This is a genomic window from Acinetobacter sp. 778_lipA (genome assembly GCF_058242985.1).
The window spans coordinates 3,473,623-3,490,512 of the sequence record NZ_JBZAYT010000001.1; the positions used below are offsets into that span (position 1 = coordinate 3,473,623).

Here is a 16,890-nt window from a genome sequence, read left to right on the forward strand (position 1 = left end):
TGCCCTCCTTATTAATCCCCTTTGCTTAATTCATCCATCAAATCGGAAAGAGATTGAATTTCTATAGTGCCTGAGTGTTCTATCTTTCCAACAAACGTACCAAGATGTTTACCAAGCATTTCAATTGCCTTGTTAGCTGCTGCACGGTTCGGCTCTGCACCACTCATGCTGGCTTCCAAATTGTCCTTTAACTTACTCAGTACATAATAAGAGTCTAAACCCAGTTCATCAGCCCGTTCTTCTTGTAAAAACTTAATTCTATCTTGAACATCTGGTCTTAAAATGGCTCGAAATGCGTTTGATTTATCTGTATAGCCTGCCTTTTCCCCTGCTTTCTTTTTACTCGCAGTCTCAACATAGGCTTGGGCTAAGTTTTCATGCTGTTGATTTGCTAGTGGCTCACTCCCTTTCGGAAGCTCAATATCTTCCATAAAGGAATCTCCCAATTGATTAAATTCAATTCAAAATTTATAATTGTTAATGCAGGAGCAAGGACTTCCCGATGGCTTGATGATTCAATGCACAGGGTTCCTGCCGTTAGGAAAGTGTATTTACACTCCTATTGACAGAAGCAGTAACCAGTCTGTAGTCAATCGAAAGAACGAAGGACGCCACCCTAAAAAGAATCACGGTAACTGTGAAATCTTTATTAAAAGCCCAATTTACGGGCTTTTATTTTTTCTGCATTACTTTCCTAGCCCAATAAAAAACCTCCCGAAGGAGGTTATTAATATTTAATTAAGTGTTGGTTTCGGAATTGGTATCGAATTTGGAATAAGTTCTTGGTTTTTAAGAGTGAAACGTTTTGGACAACCTTTATTACCCCATTTAGTTACAATACCATTTTCGATTAAATACTTCATTACACAAAGTGGTGAGTTTGCTCCAATACCCCAATCCACTTCATAAGATATAATTTTTGAACCATTTGAAGCAGTATAGTTATAATCAGGTGGACCTAATTCACTCACTAAAGTGATTTCTGATTGCCCTACTCTTTTACTCATTTTATCGCTAATCGTGGCTACTCTATTACTACTCCCTGGTAAAGTTCCTGTTGGGGAGTTAACACAACCTGAGACGAAAAAAGCAATACTTGTTAATAAAATTATAAATTTCATAATTATGTCGCTTATTATTAATCAAATTCTTTTTTACTTTATATTTTAGTCTGAACATTCTCAACTAAAAAATGTTTTTCTTTTTACAAAGTTCACGGAAGTGCTTGAATTTTGGTGTTGGTTTTTCATCCCACTTTCCTCTAGGTATTAAAAAACCCCTTGGAAGGGGTTTTAAGATTAATTAAGACATTCTTGTTCAGAGGGGATCAGGAACACAACAATCAACCTATAGTATTTTTTAACATTTATTCAATTTTGTGTTTACTACCTTGTAGAACAATTTAGTTCAAATTTACTATTTATTGAATTTATGTGGCATCAGTCACTTTCCCGAACTTTCTCACCATAAAGAAATCTGATTATTCCTAAACGTGTTGGCAGAAGATTTGTTTGATGATCTCCATTTATTAACCCAAAATGTCAAAGATTTTGGCAAATAAAAAGCCCGATTAATTTAGGCTTCTTAAATCTTCAATACAACTTTTCTCTTTTTCTTCCTTGTTACGTGCATCAACAGGATTCTTAACGCATTTACAATAATCGTAATACTTTTTCTTATCTAGCTCTTTAGGTGGGTCTATGCCCTGACATTCCGTTAGTACTGTCCCTAGTCTAGGAAATTCTTTAGTCTTTTTATTTTCTGGAGGAATACTAGGTTTATAGATAATTATGAGTAGTGACACTATTATTGCTAAGAAAAATATATATTTCATACAATCAATAGCCTCTCTAATTCAAAATATTCATATCTGTTTATAAAGCAAACCTTGATATTAAATCAAGGCTTACTTAAGTCTAATCAATTGAAAATAAAATTAATATAGCAATTTAGATACCAAGTAGAGCTATAGCTAAAGCTGATTTCCAATTTAGTTTTGCAGTATTTACGCAGATTGTTGATTGCTTATTATTCAATAAAATATCAGTCCAAGTAGTGACAAAACTAATAACAAAGGCAGTACCAAAGCTTTCTTTCAAACTACTAACGAAATTATTTTGACCAACTTTTCCTGTCAAAATGTCATGAACAAGATTATAAGTAACAAACTCAGCTACTGACTGTAAACCGTCTGCAACACCTTGCACAATTGATGTGAAAATTCCTAAATTTTCAGTACATGTTCGAATCGCCACTAAGATATTATCAACGATTTCAGCTACTTCATCAGAAATTTGGTCATCACTAACGCTAATAGTATTACCATAAAGCTTCTTAATAATTGTCACATACATTTGACGTTCTTCGTTTGTCATAAGTTTTCTCCAGACATAAAAAAAGCCACCCTTATGAGGTGGCTATCAATTGATTTAGCCATTAGATTTTAATGGCACAAAAAAACATCCTTTTAAGGATGTTATACAATACGAAGTTTAGCTAAATTTTCTCTAAACTAAACTCGTACAGTATCTAGTAATAAAATAAAGAAAAATTTAGTTATTAAACTTCTGCATTTTAAATCCATATTAAAAACAAAAAAGCCCACTAAAAAGTGAGCTTTTCTACAAATATAGGTTGACTTATAATATAGGTCATCCTATAATATCATTATCAAGACGAGATGGCAGTCTCAACTTGATGGGTGTAAGTCCTCAAGACTTACGAACTAACAAGGAATCTGGCATGATTAAGTTAGTTATCTTAGTAATTCTACTGTTAATCAGTATGAAAGTCTACTAAGAAAGCCCACCCCGAAAGGGGTGGCACTAACTAACTTAAGAAGTTATCAGGAGTACAGAAAATGGCAAAATCACCTACAGAAATTCAACGTGATAGCGATTCAAAACGAGGCGTAAAAGTTAAATCTTTTAAACTCAAACTTGATGACATCGCATACATTGAACAAGTTGCCAAGAAACATGACTTGAGCCATAACGAATTACTTATGCAAGCGATTCGTTTCTATGATGAGAATAAAAAGTAATAAAAAAACTCACATTTTGTGAGTTTTTTTAAAGGAATATATTGACCTGTATTGTAGGAACACCTACAATATATTTATCAAAGCAATTAAGCGATGATGACAGTAACGGTTAGATGTTACAAACGCTCGGAGAGAAACGATGAACAGAATTGCAATCCTCATCGTAATTGTTCTCTTGGTACTGATCTCTCAATCAGTCTACTAAGATAACAAGGGTTAGGTAGGTGACACTACCTAGCCTCTCCTCCGATTAAATCAACTATAGGACATAATTATGGCTAAATCAAGATCAGAAATTAATCAAGAAAGTAACGAGCGTCGCGGTATCGTGAGCAAAAGCTATAAACTTCATGAAAGTACAGTTGAGCAAATCAAATCACTTTCAGAATCTACTGGAGAATCTCAAGCTAAAATTATCACTGAAGCTGTCAAACTTTACGCTGAACAATTAAATAAGCCCGATTAATTCGGGCAAGTAAAAAGCCCACTAAAATGCGGGCTTTAAATTTGTGATTGGTGAAATCGCGACTTCCACAGCATTGGTTCTGCTTCACACTACCAATTCAATCATATAGTGGATTACCATAACTTCGTCCACTATAGCTGAAATATGCCATATTGCGTCTAGACAGTCAACCTATTATGTTACTAAGCTCAATGAATCCAATAGAGTTTAATACCATGAAAATAATTAAAACTTTTTCTTTAAACGCCTTTTCATCAGCTCCAAAATACTTATTTAAAACCAATTTTAATCTATTAAATTCCATCGTTGTAAAAATAGAAACCAAACCTTGGTAATCATATTCTTCCAAATAACTTAAAGCCTCTTGACGACTCACTCCACTTTTCAAGCTAATCCAATCCATACATTTTATTTCTCTATTTAAATTCGTAATCTTTTATCATGACCAGCCAGATAAAATCTAGCACAACTCACCATAATTGCTGCTTGAGCCTTTGACTGATTAGTAATTGAAGCTACAGCGCTTAGACCTCTATTTTCAACTTTATTTTTAACCAAGCACATCAATGCAAACTTAGTTGTGATGTCCACATTTTCGCTATTGAACACGCTTCTTAGCAATGCCTGTACCTGCTCTGCCTCAAAGTCACTAATCTCACAACGGATATAACACTTCGAGTTACGTGGCGTTTTATCTGCTTCACGAATCAACCAATAAATCTGATTAACATGTAGACCATCAGGCAATTCACCCCCTTTTAAACGAGCGGTTTCACACCAAGCACCAAATTGCTCAAGCCATCCATCAATTGTGTATTTAGACCAATCCATCACTCTCACCGCTACGTTCATTCCAAGCCCCTTAAACTTTACTCAAATCTAAAATTGTCATAGTTCCCCAATGCACCGCACCTGTATCAATGTAATAGCAGTTATCTCGCTTGAGTGGCTTTGGAGTGACTGTATGCCCCATGATGACCGCATCTACACCTGAAACATTGGTATATTGTTCACTGTCTGTATTTGCACGGGCACGTCCCCATATTGCCAATTCTACTGGTCCTCGAAATGGTGAAATTTCATATTCAAATGAGCTTTTAAATTGATTCCAGTCATTTTGTTCAATGTGTCCATGAACAAAACCATATTTACGCCCTTTGTGATTGATCTCTAGCACAACAGGCAATTTAGAAAAGGCTTTTGCAATGTTGTACATCGCTTGCCCATCTAGCTGATAAAACCACTCTCCACCATTCGAGATATGACGGCGCTTATATGATTCTTCTTGAATCCCACCTATACATAAATCCTCATGATTACCAAGAACAGACGTAAACCAAGGCTTTGACAGCAACTCGACACACTCAATGTTTTGAATGCCTCGATCCACCAAATCACCTACTGCAACCAACAAATCATTTTCAAAATCAAAACCAATTTCATTTAAACGATTCATCAGCAAGTTGTAGCATCCGTGAATATCACCGACTGCATAGAGCTTGCCTTTGATCTCTTTGTCCCAAACTTTGACTAAGCTCATACTTCCACCACTTTAATTTTTACCAATCCACCCTTAACCACATTTCCACGTTTTACTAGCAACTCGTCAAACTGTTCATCATCTTCACATAAACCACACTTCACCAAACTATCTAAAACCGCTTTTAAATGATTGTCGATATCTCTAGTACGTTGATCAGGAAAATGAAAAGTAATCTCTGCTTTGAGCCTAGCTGTGCTTTTGAGAGGCTTAACAAACAAACTCACAATCTTCTGAAAATTTTTAGCTCGCTGGCTTAGGTAACGTCTTTTCCCTGCTGCCACCCAGTAATGGTTCACACTAGGCGGAATCATGGCAATTTCACAATTGAGTAAACTCATAAATCCACCACCATTGTGCTTGGGCTAACGTGATTGCGAATATCTGTGATGTGGTCAGTGGTGTCATCAATGCGGTGACCTGCTTTGATTTCTTCGGGGGTTGCGTGGCGCCAGTAGTTCATGTACCACTGACCAATGTGCTGATCTTCAACAGTCTGAATACTGTAGTCCTCTGGAAAGAATGGTTGATCCTTAATAACAACCAAATCCTCCACCTTAAAGTCATGTTTTGTCAGGTTGTTTTTTGTTGTCATAGTGCCACCTTAAATAACTCTTTTGCTTTCTGGGTAGGTTCATAAAAGATCGTTGTGTTATATCCTTTACGGCGCTTACTTTTAATAAATCCTAGCTGTTCTAAATCTCTTAAATATCGTTGTGCTGTTCTGATTTCTTTATCCAAAACTTTTTCTGTAATGTCGTATCGGTTTACTGCACGAGAATTGAATGTGATGAAAATCAAAACATCCAGCATTTGATCAAAGATTTCTGTAATTCTTCTCATACCCCACCCCCTACGCTTTCGATGTCTGCGATGGCTTTTTTCAACTTAAACCCTGCGGATGCAGGCTTTTTTTCATAAGGAGATAAATCATATAGTTTTGCATCCTCTAATCCTCCCCATGACTCCACCAACTCATAAGACTCGACTAGTTTTTTTAGCTCAGTACGGTTACAACAAATAAATCCAAGGTCAACATCAAAAGCTCTAGAAAATTCAGTGATAGACATCCACACTGCTTTTTTTGATCGCTCCCACCCAAAATTCCTCACAAACTCAACTGCATTCATACCAACTCCCCTTGCATCATTGCTCTACGCTTCTCAACAATCTGAGCAAGAGTCATTTCATAATTCCTAATTACATTTGGTACTGGCTTGCCATCTTGTGCCAATCTCGCTTTGTACTGCTCCATATCGTCGAACGGATCAATGTGTTGTTCTTCTACCGCTTCCCAAGGTTGAACCTCTTTAAGCTCAGGTTTCATCTTGTTCACATTGCGTTTTATCTTGGTACCCAATTCGGCTAAAGCTTTCTGAGCTGTCGTTTTATACTTCTCTGCATCAGCTTGGATCTCAGCCTCAGTTTGCTTGTGTTCTAATTGAGCCTGTGCAACTGGTGCAGTTAAAAATCCCTCCAACTCTGCCTGTTGAATTGCAGTGATTTGTTGATCTTTGTTGGTACCCAAACTGGTGATATAGGCTGGTTTCAACCCTTGATCTTTTGCTTGAGTCACTAAACGATCATACGCATCACAAAAGATTTTCTTTGCTTCAGCTCGTTGATACTTGTCACCTGTCTTGACCAGTTCTTCACAGCGACTGAATGCCGTAGACATTTGCTCAGTCCAGATCACAGTCAATTCCTCGCCATCAAAACCAATAGATTTTTCAGCAATTGACCAAGCCTCATGTGCACCTAACCAATCGTCAGTTTGAGGTTCACACCACCCTGCGAATTCTGGAAAAGTAGGACAGAATGTTGAACGTTTCATTCGTGCCAAACCACGTTTGATATCGTTAGGATTTAAACCTTCAAAAACTTCACAAGCATCGTCGATAAGATCACTTTCATATTCTTTTGCTGTTTGTTCAGGTCGAATCGGGAAAGTGTTTGAAAACTTAGCTCGGTAATATCTCTGCATACGAGAAACAATTTCTTCAGCCCATTTTCTTGGAAAAGTTGAATCAAACATTTTGAACCTCCAAAATTTCAACTGTGCTTACAGTTCGTTCAGATTGTTTTTTGTTTGATCCAATCAAAGGAACCTGCTGGACTTGTTGTCTTGGTTGATACGGCTGTTGTTGTGCAGTGTTAAGTTTTGCCCAATCATCACGAATTGCTGTTTTGAATGCAGAATCCCAATTTAAATACTTGTATCCGTTTGCCTCACACTTGCTAATGAAATACTCAAGGTGTTGTTCAAGATGTTTGAAATTTTTCTCATTCGCCCATTTTTGAACTTGAACACTGATTGCGAAGTTTTCAGGAATTGTAGTTTTGGCTTTTCCTAAATTTGATTTTTTTACTTAGATCTTGTTCTCAGTTTTTTCAGGTTCTGATATACAAACTGGTTGTTCCTTATAGTTAATGGTAGTTATTAAATGTTTGTGTGACTCTGCGTCACTGCTTTGTGTGCTTAAAGTCACTGCTTCATGTATTAAAGTCACTGCTTCTATGTCATCAAAGTCACTGGTGACTTTCCGTAACTGGTGACTCTGCGTCACTGCTTTAGAGATATTTTCAGCAATAAATTTGTACTTCGTGTTTCGTCCATTTGCTCTTTTTGCAACAAGCAAACCCACTTTTTCAAGTTCACGAAGATGATGACAAACAACCCTATTTGACAGCCCTGAGTCAGCCATGAGTGTTTGAATTGTTGGATAGCAAATGCCTGTTTCATAATCCGCATAAGTCGCTAAGATGATACCAACAAGTTTTGTTGTGGAATGTAGATCCACTGAGCGAATCCCATTCACATAATTGAATTTCTTCTCCGAATTGAATTTCTTCTCCGACATAGCTTGTCGCTCTTTTTTTGGAAACTGAACCAGCTCTCCTTGTAGGATCGGCGGTTCATGTGCTAAATTTGTTTTCATATTCATTGGTCCCAAAATTGATGAATGGAAACCACTCCAGTTCGCGCTGGCAGTGGTTTTTTTATTTAAATAAGATCCGCATGTATTCAGGCGAACTAAACGCATTACTCAAATAAACTCGCGTTGCTTCCGCAATTTCTTGCGAACAATAAACATCGTTAGCATTTACAACTTTCAATCCAATAGAACTCAACAAAGATGCAAAAAACTCAAGATCAGTCAAGTTATTGGATTTCTTATCATTTTTCATACGAGATAAAGTGCTTGCATCAACTCCAAGTTGTTCAGCAACCTTTCCCTGGTTAGAGGAATTAATTGCTTTCAAAATGAGCGATGCGTTATTGCTAGCGCTTGCGTTTTCTTCAATTGATACTTTGCTCATGGTGGTTCCTAAGCAGAAAGTGCTTGTAAGTTGGCTTTTAACTTGCCTTTGGTTAGAACTTGGATTCTTGCTTGTGTATCTACAGGAATTCCTTTATGACGCCATTTGCTAATGGTTCCTCTAGTGACCCCAAGAATCGTTTTAGTAAGTTGAATATCGTTTTCAACTCTAAAATGCATTTTTAAATCATCAACTGTCATGGTTTACCTTTATAAACTTTTTAGTTTCCATTAGTAAACCATAAGTTTATTTCTAAATCAATATGTATGTTTACTATAGGAAACATTAAAGAGGATGTTTTTATGAGCACTATCAGTGATCGAATAATTCAAAGAATGACTGAGCTAAAAATTCGACAAGTTGATTTAGTTGAAGCTACAGGTGCAACAAAAGGCGCAGTCTCAAAATGGGTGGCTGGGACTAATATCCCTAAAGCTGAATTTTTGTCTTCTTTAGCAAATGTGCTTAAGACTTCTCAAAATTGGTTATTAACTGGCGAAAATGAGCCAAAGAAAAATAACTTTAATATGCAAGAATTTATGGATAAACATGGGTTAACACGAAAAGAAGAATCTTCATTCGATGTTAACGATATCCATGAGCCTACTGTTGTTGACTATGAAATTGAAAATGGATTTATTTGGATAGATGTTGTGGAAGCAAACTTTTCATGTGGTACAGGTGAGTCAATAGAATTTCATTTTGATGTTATTAATGGAAAGTTTCCCTTCCCTCCATCATTTTTCCAAAAAAAATATGTTGATCCTAGATGCATGAGAATCATTAAAGCTAAGGGTGACAGCATGTCTGACTTTATTCATGACGGCGATCTAGTAGGAATTGATATTTCTCAAACTGAAATAATAGATGGTGAAATTTATGCTGTTTATTTTGAAGGTGAAGGCATGATTAAGCAGATATTTAAAGAAGAAGGTGGAAAACTAAGTCTTCACAGCCTTAATCCTAAATATCGTGATCGTGAAGTTAGTGAAATCAACGGGTTGAACTTTAAAGTTATGGGTCGTCAATTTTGGCGAGCAGGTTAAATCAGTAGATACAAATATGAAATTTAAAAAGACTAGCCTTTTACTTGTTTTCATTTCTATTTCTAATTATGTTTACGCTGAAAATTTTATTGTAATTCCGAACAGTAAAGAAAAACTTAGAGGGTATGAAGTTTCTGTAAGTGATGTAATTGAGGGGCAACCTGATGCAACTATCTTATTTACTTATAAAACTAATTTTAACTTCGACCCCTCTATCTACACACTCAATAAGGTTTTAATTAACTGTAGAGAAAAAACTTTTAAATATATGGGCGGTGACGTAATTCCTAAAAGTTCATATAGCTTAAGTTTACAAAGTCATTTTGAACCTTGGAAGGAATTTCGCAAAATAGAACCTCAAAGCGACTTCTTGTTAATTTACAACGAAGCATGCCCAAATTTCTTAAAATAACCAAATTAGGAATTTATCAGCTTGATAATTCGCCCACCCCGTGTGGGTTTTCTTTTGCCTAAAATAATTAAAAGTTTCCAATAATAAAAATAAAGTTTCTTTAAATAAACTTTTTATTGACAATAAAGTTTCCTTTGGTAAACTAAATGCATCAGATAACAAAAAAGCACACCGACCGTCAAATCAAATGTGCTTTTACTCAGAGAGTGAGAACATTATGCAAAAGATACAAACCAAAAGTCAAACAGGAAGGCTATACCAGCACCCCACTCCTGAAAATACAATCAAAAATAAGAAATCAGGCTTACTTATCCCTGCTCTTATCGTTATCGCAATGTGTCTTGCTGGTGTAGTGAATTGCGCAGGCTATCAAAATGCAGTCGCTAAAATGGGGGTTAAACAATGAATATGCCCCTACTCACACTGCCAGTAGTCATCAAGCCACCTTTCAGACTTGACGAAATCAGTTTAGATCAAGGTCAAGCAGACTTCTTTACTGAGAATGATGAGTTTTGTTTGGAAGTGAAATTTAATGCTCGTTACTTCAAAGATGGGGATGGCTTTCAAACTTGGAAAGATGCAGATATTGAAGAACTTTGCAATATCAAGGCATACAACGAAGATGGCTTACTCGATCATTTTTATATTAATCCACAAAATTGGGATGTTCTAAAAGAAGCTATCGAGCAAGAAGTTCAGGAGAGATTGTTATGAAACTCTATGAAATTGAAGTTTCGCGCTTAAAAGCAAAAATTAAGAAAGCCATCAAGCAATTAAAAATAACCTGCACTTCGTATGGCTTTGAAACTTTGGATTTATCTGAATCAGTTTGGATTCACAAGATAGAAAACAATGAATTGGTTTTTAGTAAATCAGTTCTATTAGATGCCAGTAAGCATCAAGACAGTTTACAAATTTATGTTTTAAACCAACAGCTTGAGAAAATTAATGAAATTAAAACTTTCGTTAAGTCAAGTGTTTATGAATTAGTGGCTTAGGAGAAAGAGATGAATTCTCAAGTTCAAAATAGAACACACTGGAAGCAATTAATTAATCCTAAATATTTAGGTGTTTATTGCCTTCCAAATGGGCAGGATCTGACTATCACGATCCGTTCAGTAGGTCGTGAAATTGTTATTGGTGACGGCGGTAAAAAAGAAGAATGTACTGTCGCACAACTCGTAAATTCAAAACCTATGATTCTTAACCGAACCAACTGTAAAACAATTGAACGCATGTATGGTCCATATTTAGAGGATTGGGCTGGAAAATCAATCACAGTGTTTGAGTCATCTGTAAAAGTTGCTGGTGAAATCGTTGCTTGTTTACGAGTCAGAAAAGAAGTACCCCACGTTCAGAAAGTATTACATCCAATTACCCCGCAGCAGTTCGACAAAGCGCTAAAAGCAGTTGAGACAAGTCATTACTCCATTGATCAAATCGTCGCTGGATATGCTTTAACTCAAGATCAACTCAACCAATTAAATGGAGTCAAAAATAATGAAACTAATTAGAGCTTCATCGATGGGGAGGATTATGCCCTACCCTGAAAAAGATACTTTAAGCAGTGGCGCATATACATATCTTGAGTGCTTAGCATCACAAGTTGCTTTGGATTGGGATGAGGATTTAAGTTTTAACATGGTCGAAAAAGGACGCCTCGTTGAGCAAGATTCTATCGATCTTTATAACAGCTATAACTTCACAAGTTATGTGAAAAATACTGAACGTAAAAACTCAGAACTAATCACCGGCGAATGTGACATCGATGATGTGGAAAACAGCCTAATCATTGATATCAAATCTTCTTGGTCTAAAGCCACTCACCCCTACCAATTGAAGCCAGGCGGTAAAACAGCGTATGAATGGCAACTCTTAGCCTACATGCACCTATGGGATAGAAACCAAGCTGAACTAGCACATTGCTTAGTTGATACACCATACGAATTGATTGGCTATGAAGATGAAAATCTGCATGAAGTAAATCATATCGACAAAGCATTACGTGTGACTACGCTTCGTTTTGAGCGTGATGCAATCAAAGAAAAACAAATGTTGGCCAAAGCAAAAACAGCACAATATATTTTGGCTGAATTACTTGATAAGAAAGGAATTGCAGCATGAGTAAACCAATTTCAAATGATGACATTGATTACATATCAGATTTAGCTGAACAGTTAGCTCCACGTGTAATCAGTGGGAATGGCTTTACAGTTGAATTAGATACAGATCAAACCACTTTGTTCTATCACATTCTTACGGATTTTATTGTGAATAATCAAATGAGTGATGATTTGCCAAAAGATATTCGGAAAGCATTGGGAGAAGTGGCGTGAAAAATCACATAGGTATTCGATCTAAACTCAAAGAGCTCAATGTAGAAATGATGTCTACTGTATTGCGTCGCGATAAATATCAAAAAGAAGGCAATGAGTTTGCATTTGATTTAATGCTTGGAAAGCTGGGAGAAATTTTGGCTCAAATTAAAATATTGAAATGGGTTTTAGAAGAAAAGGAGCGAGGTTTATGAAATGGTACTCTATGACGCAAGTAGCGAGTGAATTAGGTGTGTGTCTAAATACTTTCAAAAAATACTATTTAGAGAAGTACCCACCTGATCAGGAATTTGGAGTTCAAAAGAAATATACGGCTTCAACTTTGCTAAGGATGAAAAAAGAAATATTAAAGGAAGGCGCTTAATTAGCGCCTTTCATCCAACGATCAACTTGTTCTGAATACCACTTCATCAACTCTACTCTTTCATCCCAATATTCAGCTCTGTTGTAAATACCGCGAATACGATCTTTAGGAACGTGCGCAATTTGGTATTCAATTACATCAGGTCTGAATAATTTTGAGTTATTTGTGTGGGTAAAGAATAAAGATCGAAAACCATGTGTAACCATCTGCCCTGCATAACCATTTCGCTTAATGATTGCTAAAATGCTTTCAGATCGTACATGCTCACCAGGATTGCGAGTGTGCTTAAAAATATATCCATTATCCGTCTTATGATCATATAGTTCTTTAAATAGCATGTAAGTTTGATCAGTCAAAGGGACAACATGATCTCTACGCATTTTCATACGAGATGCTGGAATCACCCACTGTCTATTATCTAAATCGATTTCGCCACTATCCCAACGTGATTGAAGTAACTCAGAAATACGAACGGCTGTGTAACATGCGAGTTTAAGTGCGTGTAACAGTTCTGGTGTAACATTGCTATGTGTTACACGGTTCCAAAACTCAGGCATCTGCTCTGCATCAAGACTCGGCATATTACGAACAGTTTGCTGCGGAATAACGTCAGAAATCAAAGTACATGGATTTTTTTGCGTATAGTCTGAAGCAATAGCAAAGTTAAAGATTTCATTTAGTAATCGTAGTGAACGTTTTGCGGTTTCTAGTGTTCCCTTATTCACGATTTCTTTTACTTTCTTAACGATTATTTTTCTATCAACTTCATCAATCGGCTGGTTTTTAAAATCTTCAGTAATATAATTTAGCCTATAAATAACTGTATCTATGTACTTTTTACTGGACCAACGTGGCATCATCAGTTTAAGCCATTCTTCAATCACAGCATTTACGGATGGTGAATTTAGCATTTTGCCTTGTGCTTCAGCTTTACACTGACGAGCTAACTGGCGGGCATCTTTACACCCTAACTCAGGGTATTCACCTAAATTCTTTCTAGTCTGTTTTCCATTTACTCGGTATGAAACGATCCATTTCTTTTTACCAGTAGGAAATACATCAACTGACAAGCCCTCACCATCTGCAAGTGAATATCTTTTTTCTTTTGGTTTTAAAGCTTTTACTTGTGAGTCTGAAAGCATAGTTTACCTGTTACACGCGTGTCACACCTGTGTAACATCATATAGTGATAGTGCGTGATTTTCAAATTGCGCTTGTATATGTCCATGATAGAAATTCAGGCATTAAAAAAGCCCTGAAACTGTTAAATTTCAAGGCTTTATTAAGTTTCATGATACATCGTATAACTAAGTGACAGATCATGATTTACAAATTTGGTGGAGATGGCGGGAGTTGAACCCGCGTCCGCCAACACTACACTCGAGAATACTACATGCTTAGATATCGTCAATTATTTTAACATTAAGTGACCCGACGAACAGGGTACAAAACGCGATCCTCTAAGTTTAGTATAAAGCCCCGAGGCTTGACTTTATACGGACTTGTGTGCGTGCGCTACAGTCGGGTCCACTGACCACAAGTATTCAGTGAAGCGGACAAGCTGCCCTTAGGCAGCTAGAGCGTAAGATTCGTCGTTTGCGACTAAAATATGCAAATTTGATTTACGAGAGAAAATGCGCTCTCGGCATGCATCTATGAGCTTCATCATCGGCGTCGAAGCCAATAACATCCCCAGATAACACAGCTATCATAACATAATTGTTGCAAATTAAGCAGATAATTCACTACATTTACATCAAATGATGCGCCTAGTTCTATAATTGCGCTACTATCACTATTTTTCAAGGGACAAATATAAAAAAGATGAGCTATTTACTCTCACTTGATCAAGGAACGACCTCTAGCAGAGCAATTATCTTCGATGAGCGTGGAAAGGTATATGCCTCTGCTCAACGCGAAACCCAAATTAAAACCCCGCATTCTGGATGGGTTGAACAAGATGCGATGGAGATTTGGACAACACAAATCACCGTCGTACAGCAAGCAATCGCATCGGCAAGACTATTGGCCAAAGACATTAAAGCACTTGGTTTAACCAACCAACGTGAAACCACGGTGGTTTGGGATAAGAGAACAGGAAAACCACTTGCTCCTGCCATTGTATGGCAAGACCGACGCGCTACAGACTGGTGCAATCAGTTAGTTCAAAACAATTTATCTGAAAAAATACACAAAAAAACCGGATTAAGAATAGATCCTTATTTTAGTGCTGGAAAACTGGTTTGGTTATTGGAAAATATACAAGGCTTAAGAGCGCTTGCTGAACAAAATCATGTGGCATTCGGGACAGTCGACAGCTGGTTAATTTGGAATTTAACCCAAGGTTCAGAGCATGTCATCGAAGCAAGTAATGCTTCACGCACCATGCTGATGAATTTAAAAACACAGCAATGGGATGCTGAATTAATTGAATTTTTTAATATCCCGGTGAGTGTTCTACCTAAAATCATTCAATCCGATTGTTATATTGCCAATACAGCCACAGGGCTTCTTGGTGCGGAAATTCCAATTTGTGGTGTATTAGGGGATCAACAGTCTGCACTCTTTGGGCAATCATGCTTTGAAGCTGGAACAGCCAAAAATACTTATGGGACAGGCTGCTTTATGCTGTTCAATACAGGAACTGATATTCAATATAGCAAAAATAAATTACTCACCACCTTAGCATGGAAATGCCAGGACCAATCGCATTATGCCTTAGAAGGCAGTGTATTTATGGCTGGGGCGATTGTGCAATGGTTAAGAGATGGTTTAGGAATTATCAAAAATAGTGCTGAAGTTGAAAAGTTAGCTTGCCAAGTCGACACTACAGATGGTGTCGTTCTGGTTCCTGCATTTACAGGTCTAGGAGCACCACATTGGGATAGTGAAGCACGCGCTTTACTCTGTGGAATGTCACGTGGAACCAATAAATCACATATTGCCAGAGCTGCCTTAGAATCAATTGCTTTTCAAGTTTCAGACGTTTTAACTGCAATGCAATCAGATATCGCCCACCCCTTAAAACAATTACGTGTGGATGGTGGTGCAAGTCAAAATGATATGCTAATGCAATTTCAGGCAGATATTTTAAATGTACCTGTGCTACGCCCTAAACTTTTAGAATCTACCGCTTGGGGCGCTGCGGCATTAGCAGGATTAAAGGCAGGTGTTTTTAATAATCTCAGTGAAATTTCCGAATCTTGGCAATTAGATCGTGCTTTTGAGCCGAAGATGAGCGCAGACCAAAGACAATATCACCTAAGCTTATGGAATGGTGCGTTGCAGCGTGCAAAGTCCAATTAACAATTCTGCTTAGAAAAGCTTGGCTAAAGTGAAAGATAAAATTCAAGATGAAATTTTAGCCAAGCTTGCTCAGTTTAAAGTCTTTCAACAAACAGTACCCCATTTAAATGGTCGATTTCATGTTGTACAATACGTGCAGGAAAACCATGAAATTGCTGAATAATCTTTTCGCCAGTGAGGGTAAAAAATTGTACAGTAACTGCTTCAGCACGAGCCACTTGCCCTCTTTCATTGGGCACACTTAAACATCCTTCCTCACCCAAGATAGTCTGTTCAGATTTTTCTAAGATTTCAGGATTAATCATTGTAATTGCATCCATTTCAGGAGCATCTGGATAACGTGGATTCGCTCTTGAAGCAACAATAATCACCCGTTTAGAAACATACACTTGTGGTGCTGCGATCCCAACACCATTACGCTCTAACATGGTGGCCTGTAAGGCCTTGGATAATTCGTTTAACCAAGTACTTGAAAACTCAGCTTCAGCCACAGGCACAGCGATTAATTTTAAAACGTCTTCGCCACGTTGGGCGACAGGTAGCATGGCACTCATTATCTTGTACCTTGATCAAATGTAAATCGAATAAATATGAGTTTAGCATTTGAAATGCGATTTCCAATTCAATTATTGTGCAAAAGTATGTGATTATGTACAAATGAGTTTCTATTTATCCAAACCAAATGACAGCTTGTCTTTTAAGCCGTTTTTAATCATGATCGTGTAAATAACAAACGTCCAGTCTATCGTTGAAAATAATGAATACAGCATCCCTATTTTTAGGCTTGATCTTTAGCTCAATTGGCTTAGGCTATTTTATTTATGGAAAAAGACAGAGAATGAATATACCTTTTATCTGTGGCATGACTTTGATGATTTTTCCTTATTTTATTGAAAATACAATGATTATGTCTGTATGCGGTATTATTCTGAGTCTTATTCCGTGGTTAATTCGCATGTAAATGATCAATATTCAACCCGATTGAAATTTAGCTTAGTGCAATCCTTTTAAAGAAAAATGATTTTTAAATAACCTCGATCACATATAAAAATAAGT

30 protein-coding genes, 1 other RNA gene and 1 pseudogene are annotated in these 16,890 nt (G+C 36.9%); 14 read left to right on the forward strand and 18 right to left on the reverse strand.

Translation table 11 applies throughout. The features are described from left to right. Nucleotides 1-11 precede the first annotated feature (11 nt). The 4 genes from AC4CUY_RS16335 to AC4CUY_RS16350 all read right to left on the reverse strand — a co-directional run bounded on the left by AC4CUY_RS16335 (nt 12) and on the right by AC4CUY_RS16350 (nt 2,375). A complete protein-coding gene (locus AC4CUY_RS16335; protein WP_490774449.1) occupies nt 12-431 on the reverse strand; it encodes a terminase small subunit in 420 nt (139 codons plus the stop codon). A gap of 303 nt (nt 432-734) precedes the next feature. Next, nucleotides 735-1,121, reverse strand: coding sequence for a hypothetical protein (locus AC4CUY_RS16340; RefSeq protein WP_419329079.1), 387 nt, complete (start codon nt 1,119-1,121; stop codon nt 735-737). A 449-nt stretch (nt 1,122-1,570) separates the two neighbouring features. Further along, nucleotides 1,571-1,834 carry a hypothetical protein gene (locus AC4CUY_RS16345; RefSeq protein ID WP_490774450.1) on the reverse strand — a complete coding sequence of 88 codons (264 nt, stop codon included), beginning with the start codon at nt 1,832-1,834 and terminating at the stop codon, nt 1,571-1,573. A gap of 115 nt (nt 1,835-1,949) precedes the next feature. Further along, nucleotides 1,950-2,375: a hypothetical protein gene (locus AC4CUY_RS16350; protein WP_490774451.1), complete on the reverse strand. Its 426-nt coding sequence runs from the start codon at nt 2,373-2,375 to the stop codon at nt 1,950-1,952. A 485-nt stretch (nt 2,376-2,860) separates the two neighbouring features. On the opposite strand from AC4CUY_RS16350, the gene AC4CUY_RS16355 reads away from it, so the two are divergent. Together AC4CUY_RS16355 and AC4CUY_RS16360 are read left to right on the forward strand one after the other, a co-directional pair. Next, on the forward strand, nt 2,861-3,043 hold the full coding sequence (locus tag AC4CUY_RS16355) for a hypothetical protein (protein WP_327857655.1): 183 nt from the start codon (nt 2,861-2,863) through the stop codon (nt 3,041-3,043). Nucleotides 3,044-3,317: 274 nt separating this feature from the next. Next, a complete protein-coding gene (locus AC4CUY_RS16360; RefSeq protein WP_490774452.1) occupies nt 3,318-3,509 on the forward strand; it encodes a hypothetical protein in 192 nt (63 codons plus the stop codon). Nucleotides 3,510-3,675: 166 nt separating this feature from the next. Here the strand turns inward: AC4CUY_RS16360 and AC4CUY_RS16365 are convergent, their stop codons facing one another. The 11 genes and pseudogenes from AC4CUY_RS16365 to AC4CUY_RS16415 form a co-directional block, all read right to left on the reverse strand. After that, nucleotides 3,676-3,912, reverse strand: a complete 237-nt coding sequence (locus AC4CUY_RS16365) for a hypothetical protein (RefSeq protein WP_490774453.1) — start codon at nt 3,910-3,912, stop codon at nt 3,676-3,678. Between the two features lie 17 nt (nt 3,913-3,929). Continuing rightward, nucleotides 3,930-4,361, reverse strand: a complete 432-nt coding sequence (locus tag AC4CUY_RS16370) for a hypothetical protein (RefSeq protein WP_490774454.1) — start codon at nt 4,359-4,361, stop codon at nt 3,930-3,932. A 10-nt stretch (nt 4,362-4,371) separates the two neighbouring features. Continuing rightward, nucleotides 4,372-5,049 (reverse strand): metallophosphoesterase, encoded by a 678-nt coding sequence (locus AC4CUY_RS16375; protein ID WP_490774455.1) that lies wholly within the window; start codon nt 5,047-5,049, stop codon nt 4,372-4,374. Next, a pseudogene (locus AC4CUY_RS16380) lies at nt 5,046-5,384 on the reverse strand (RusA family crossover junction endodeoxyribonuclease); the annotation flags it as partial. The pseudogene AC4CUY_RS16380 and the gene AC4CUY_RS16375, both read right to left, overlap by 4 nt. A 2-nt stretch (nt 5,385-5,386) precedes the next feature. Continuing rightward, a complete protein-coding gene (locus tag AC4CUY_RS16385; RefSeq protein WP_490774456.1) occupies nt 5,387-5,644 on the reverse strand; it encodes a hypothetical protein in 258 nt (85 codons plus the stop codon). Further along, entirely contained in the window at nt 5,641-5,892 is a 252-nt protein-coding gene (locus tag AC4CUY_RS16390) for a hypothetical protein (protein ID WP_490774457.1), read from the reverse strand. The genes AC4CUY_RS16385 and AC4CUY_RS16390 overlap by 4 nt, the downstream gene beginning before the upstream one ends. After that, complete coding sequence (locus AC4CUY_RS16395; RefSeq protein ID WP_490774458.1) at nt 5,889-6,179, reverse strand: hypothetical protein; 291 nt, start codon at nt 6,177-6,179, stop codon at nt 5,889-5,891. The genes AC4CUY_RS16390 and AC4CUY_RS16395 overlap by 4 nt, the downstream gene beginning before the upstream one ends. Next, the gene (locus AC4CUY_RS16400) at nt 6,176-7,084 is read right to left on the reverse strand and encodes a hypothetical protein (RefSeq protein WP_490774459.1); all 909 of its coding nucleotides are present in this window, start codon (nt 7,082-7,084) and stop codon (nt 6,176-6,178) included. Before AC4CUY_RS16400 ends, AC4CUY_RS16395 begins: the two co-directional genes overlap by 4 nt. Before the next feature lie 334 nt (nt 7,085-7,418). Continuing rightward, a complete protein-coding gene (locus AC4CUY_RS16405) occupies nt 7,419-7,988 on the reverse strand; it encodes a helix-turn-helix domain-containing protein (protein WP_490774460.1) in 570 nt (189 codons plus the stop codon). 61 nt (nt 7,989-8,049) lie between these two features. After that, a complete protein-coding gene (locus AC4CUY_RS16410) occupies nt 8,050-8,370 on the reverse strand; it encodes an XRE family transcriptional regulator (protein WP_490774461.1) in 321 nt (106 codons plus the stop codon). Between the two features lie 8 nt (nt 8,371-8,378). Continuing rightward, nucleotides 8,379-8,570 carry a Cro/CI family transcriptional regulator gene (locus AC4CUY_RS16415; RefSeq protein ID WP_303577964.1) on the reverse strand — a complete coding sequence of 64 codons (192 nt, stop codon included), beginning with the start codon at nt 8,568-8,570 and terminating at the stop codon, nt 8,379-8,381. Nucleotides 8,571-8,672: 102 nt separating this feature from the next. Between AC4CUY_RS16415 and AC4CUY_RS16420 the strand changes: the two genes are divergently transcribed. The 10 genes from AC4CUY_RS16420 to AC4CUY_RS16465 all read left to right on the forward strand — a co-directional run bounded on the left by AC4CUY_RS16420 (nt 8,673) and on the right by AC4CUY_RS16465 (nt 12,528). Next, nucleotides 8,673-9,416, forward strand: coding sequence for a S24 family peptidase (locus AC4CUY_RS16420; protein WP_303577965.1), 744 nt, complete (start codon nt 8,673-8,675; stop codon nt 9,414-9,416). Nucleotides 9,417-9,432: 16 nt separating this feature from the next. After that, on the forward strand, nt 9,433-9,828 hold the full coding sequence (locus AC4CUY_RS16425; protein ID WP_490774462.1) for a hypothetical protein: 396 nt from the start codon (nt 9,433-9,435) through the stop codon (nt 9,826-9,828). Nucleotides 9,829-10,045: 217 nt separating this feature from the next. Next, nucleotides 10,046-10,234, forward strand: coding sequence for a hypothetical protein (locus tag AC4CUY_RS16430; RefSeq protein WP_303577969.1), 189 nt, complete (start codon nt 10,046-10,048; stop codon nt 10,232-10,234). Beyond that, nucleotides 10,231-10,542 (forward strand): hypothetical protein, encoded by a 312-nt coding sequence (locus AC4CUY_RS16435; protein WP_490774463.1) that lies wholly within the window; start codon nt 10,231-10,233, stop codon nt 10,540-10,542. Before AC4CUY_RS16430 ends, AC4CUY_RS16435 begins: the two co-directional genes overlap by 4 nt. Then, on the forward strand, nt 10,539-10,826 hold the full coding sequence (locus tag AC4CUY_RS16440) for a hypothetical protein (RefSeq protein ID WP_303577971.1): 288 nt from the start codon (nt 10,539-10,541) through the stop codon (nt 10,824-10,826). Before AC4CUY_RS16435 ends, AC4CUY_RS16440 begins: the two co-directional genes overlap by 4 nt. 9 nt (nt 10,827-10,835) lie before the next feature. Beyond that, on the forward strand, nt 10,836-11,342 hold the full coding sequence (locus AC4CUY_RS16445; protein ID WP_490774464.1) for a hypothetical protein: 507 nt from the start codon (nt 10,836-10,838) through the stop codon (nt 11,340-11,342). After that, a complete protein-coding gene (locus tag AC4CUY_RS16450; RefSeq protein WP_490774465.1) occupies nt 11,329-11,952 on the forward strand; it encodes a hypothetical protein in 624 nt (207 codons plus the stop codon). The genes AC4CUY_RS16445 and AC4CUY_RS16450 overlap by 14 nt, the downstream gene beginning before the upstream one ends. Further along, complete coding sequence (locus AC4CUY_RS16455) at nt 11,949-12,164, forward strand: hypothetical protein (RefSeq protein ID WP_490774466.1); 216 nt, start codon at nt 11,949-11,951, stop codon at nt 12,162-12,164. Before AC4CUY_RS16450 ends, AC4CUY_RS16455 begins: the two co-directional genes overlap by 4 nt. Further along, nucleotides 12,161-12,358 carry a hypothetical protein gene (locus AC4CUY_RS16460; protein WP_490774467.1) on the forward strand — a complete coding sequence of 66 codons (198 nt, stop codon included), beginning with the start codon at nt 12,161-12,163 and terminating at the stop codon, nt 12,356-12,358. Before AC4CUY_RS16455 ends, AC4CUY_RS16460 begins: the two co-directional genes overlap by 4 nt. After that, on the forward strand, nt 12,355-12,528 hold the full coding sequence (locus tag AC4CUY_RS16465; RefSeq protein ID WP_171252532.1) for a hypothetical protein: 174 nt from the start codon (nt 12,355-12,357) through the stop codon (nt 12,526-12,528). Before AC4CUY_RS16460 ends, AC4CUY_RS16465 begins: the two co-directional genes overlap by 4 nt. Here AC4CUY_RS16465 and AC4CUY_RS16470 read toward each other — a convergent pair. Together AC4CUY_RS16470 and ssrA are read right to left on the reverse strand one after the other, a co-directional pair. Further along, nucleotides 12,525-13,670: a tyrosine-type recombinase/integrase gene (locus AC4CUY_RS16470; protein ID WP_490774468.1), complete on the reverse strand. Its 1,146-nt coding sequence runs from the start codon at nt 13,668-13,670 to the stop codon at nt 12,525-12,527. The two genes, AC4CUY_RS16465 and AC4CUY_RS16470, sit on opposite strands and share 4 nt — an antisense overlap. 193 nt (nt 13,671-13,863) lie before the next feature. After that, nucleotides 13,864-14,222, reverse strand: a transfer-messenger RNA (tmRNA) gene (ssrA, locus tag AC4CUY_RS16475). A 130-nt stretch (nt 14,223-14,352) separates the two neighbouring features. Between ssrA and glpK the strand changes: the two genes are divergently transcribed. Then, entirely contained in the window at nt 14,353-15,834 is a 1,482-nt protein-coding gene (gene glpK / locus AC4CUY_RS16480; RefSeq protein WP_419328229.1) for a glycerol kinase GlpK, read from the forward strand. 74 nt (nt 15,835-15,908) lie between these two features. Here the strand turns inward: glpK and def are convergent, their stop codons facing one another. After that, a complete protein-coding gene (gene def / locus AC4CUY_RS16485) occupies nt 15,909-16,388 on the reverse strand; it encodes a peptide deformylase (protein WP_336952032.1) in 480 nt (159 codons plus the stop codon). 203 nt (nt 16,389-16,591) lie between these two features. On the opposite strand from def, the gene AC4CUY_RS16490 reads away from it, so the two are divergent. Then, nucleotides 16,592-16,795: an amino acid transport protein gene (locus AC4CUY_RS16490; RefSeq protein ID WP_419328228.1), complete on the forward strand. Its 204-nt coding sequence runs from the start codon at nt 16,592-16,594 to the stop codon at nt 16,793-16,795. Nucleotides 16,796-16,890 lie beyond the last annotated feature (95 nt).

Excerpts from the sequence above, each read along its gene's own strand:
- AC4CUY_RS16335 (WP_490774449.1), bottom strand. The coding sequence starts at position 431 with ATGGAAGATATTGAGCTTCCGAAAGGGAGTGAGCCACTAGCAAATCAA.
- AC4CUY_RS16340 (WP_419329079.1), bottom strand. The coding sequence starts at position 1,121 with ATGAAATTTATAATTTTATTAACAAGTATTGCTTTTTTCGTCTCAGGT.
- AC4CUY_RS16345 (WP_490774450.1), bottom strand. The coding sequence starts at position 1,834 with ATGAAATATATATTTTTCTTAGCAATAATAGTGTCACTACTCATAATT.
- AC4CUY_RS16350 (WP_490774451.1), bottom strand. The coding sequence starts at position 2,375 with ATGACAAACGAAGAACGTCAAATGTATGTGACAATTATTAAGAAGCTT.
- AC4CUY_RS16355 (WP_327857655.1), top strand. The coding sequence starts at position 2,861 with ATGGCAAAATCACCTACAGAAATTCAACGTGATAGCGATTCAAAACGA.
- AC4CUY_RS16360 (WP_490774452.1), top strand. The coding sequence starts at position 3,318 with ATGGCTAAATCAAGATCAGAAATTAATCAAGAAAGTAACGAGCGTCGC.
- AC4CUY_RS16365 (WP_490774453.1), bottom strand. The coding sequence starts at position 3,912 with ATGGATTGGATTAGCTTGAAAAGTGGAGTGAGTCGTCAAGAGGCTTTA.
- AC4CUY_RS16370 (WP_490774454.1), bottom strand. The coding sequence starts at position 4,361 with ATGAACGTAGCGGTGAGAGTGATGGATTGGTCTAAATACACAATTGAT.
- AC4CUY_RS16375 (WP_490774455.1), bottom strand. The coding sequence starts at position 5,049 with ATGAGCTTAGTCAAAGTTTGGGACAAAGAGATCAAAGGCAAGCTCTAT.
- AC4CUY_RS16385 (WP_490774456.1), bottom strand. The coding sequence starts at position 5,644 with ATGACAACAAAAAACAACCTGACAAAACATGACTTTAAGGTGGAGGAT.
- AC4CUY_RS16390 (WP_490774457.1), bottom strand. The coding sequence starts at position 5,892 with ATGAGAAGAATTACAGAAATCTTTGATCAAATGCTGGATGTTTTGATT.
- AC4CUY_RS16395 (WP_490774458.1), bottom strand. The coding sequence starts at position 6,179 with ATGAATGCAGTTGAGTTTGTGAGGAATTTTGGGTGGGAGCGATCAAAA.
- AC4CUY_RS16400 (WP_490774459.1), bottom strand. The coding sequence starts at position 7,084 with ATGTTTGATTCAACTTTTCCAAGAAAATGGGCTGAAGAAATTGTTTCT.
- AC4CUY_RS16405 (WP_490774460.1), bottom strand. The coding sequence starts at position 7,988 with ATGAAAACAAATTTAGCACATGAACCGCCGATCCTACAAGGAGAGCTG.
- AC4CUY_RS16410 (WP_490774461.1), bottom strand. The coding sequence starts at position 8,370 with ATGAGCAAAGTATCAATTGAAGAAAACGCAAGCGCTAGCAATAACGCA.
- AC4CUY_RS16415 (WP_303577964.1), bottom strand. The coding sequence starts at position 8,570 with ATGACAGTTGATGATTTAAAAATGCATTTTAGAGTTGAAAACGATATT.
- AC4CUY_RS16420 (WP_303577965.1), top strand. The coding sequence starts at position 8,673 with ATGAGCACTATCAGTGATCGAATAATTCAAAGAATGACTGAGCTAAAA.
- AC4CUY_RS16425 (WP_490774462.1), top strand. The coding sequence starts at position 9,433 with ATGAAATTTAAAAAGACTAGCCTTTTACTTGTTTTCATTTCTATTTCT.
- AC4CUY_RS16430 (WP_303577969.1), top strand. The coding sequence starts at position 10,046 with ATGCAAAAGATACAAACCAAAAGTCAAACAGGAAGGCTATACCAGCAC.
- AC4CUY_RS16435 (WP_490774463.1), top strand. The coding sequence starts at position 10,231 with ATGAATATGCCCCTACTCACACTGCCAGTAGTCATCAAGCCACCTTTC.
- AC4CUY_RS16440 (WP_303577971.1), top strand. The coding sequence starts at position 10,539 with ATGAAACTCTATGAAATTGAAGTTTCGCGCTTAAAAGCAAAAATTAAG.
- AC4CUY_RS16445 (WP_490774464.1), top strand. The coding sequence starts at position 10,836 with ATGAATTCTCAAGTTCAAAATAGAACACACTGGAAGCAATTAATTAAT.
- AC4CUY_RS16450 (WP_490774465.1), top strand. The coding sequence starts at position 11,329 with ATGAAACTAATTAGAGCTTCATCGATGGGGAGGATTATGCCCTACCCT.
- AC4CUY_RS16455 (WP_490774466.1), top strand. The coding sequence starts at position 11,949 with ATGAGTAAACCAATTTCAAATGATGACATTGATTACATATCAGATTTA.
- AC4CUY_RS16465 (WP_171252532.1), top strand. The coding sequence starts at position 12,355 with ATGAAATGGTACTCTATGACGCAAGTAGCGAGTGAATTAGGTGTGTGT.
- AC4CUY_RS16470 (WP_490774468.1), bottom strand. The coding sequence starts at position 13,670 with ATGCTTTCAGACTCACAAGTAAAAGCTTTAAAACCAAAAGAAAAAAGA.
- glpK (WP_419328229.1), top strand. The coding sequence starts at position 14,353 with ATGAGCTATTTACTCTCACTTGATCAAGGAACGACCTCTAGCAGAGCA.
- def (WP_336952032.1), bottom strand. The coding sequence starts at position 16,388 with ATGAGTGCCATGCTACCTGTCGCCCAACGTGGCGAAGACGTTTTAAAA.
- AC4CUY_RS16490 (WP_419328228.1), top strand. The coding sequence starts at position 16,592 with ATGAATACAGCATCCCTATTTTTAGGCTTGATCTTTAGCTCAATTGGC.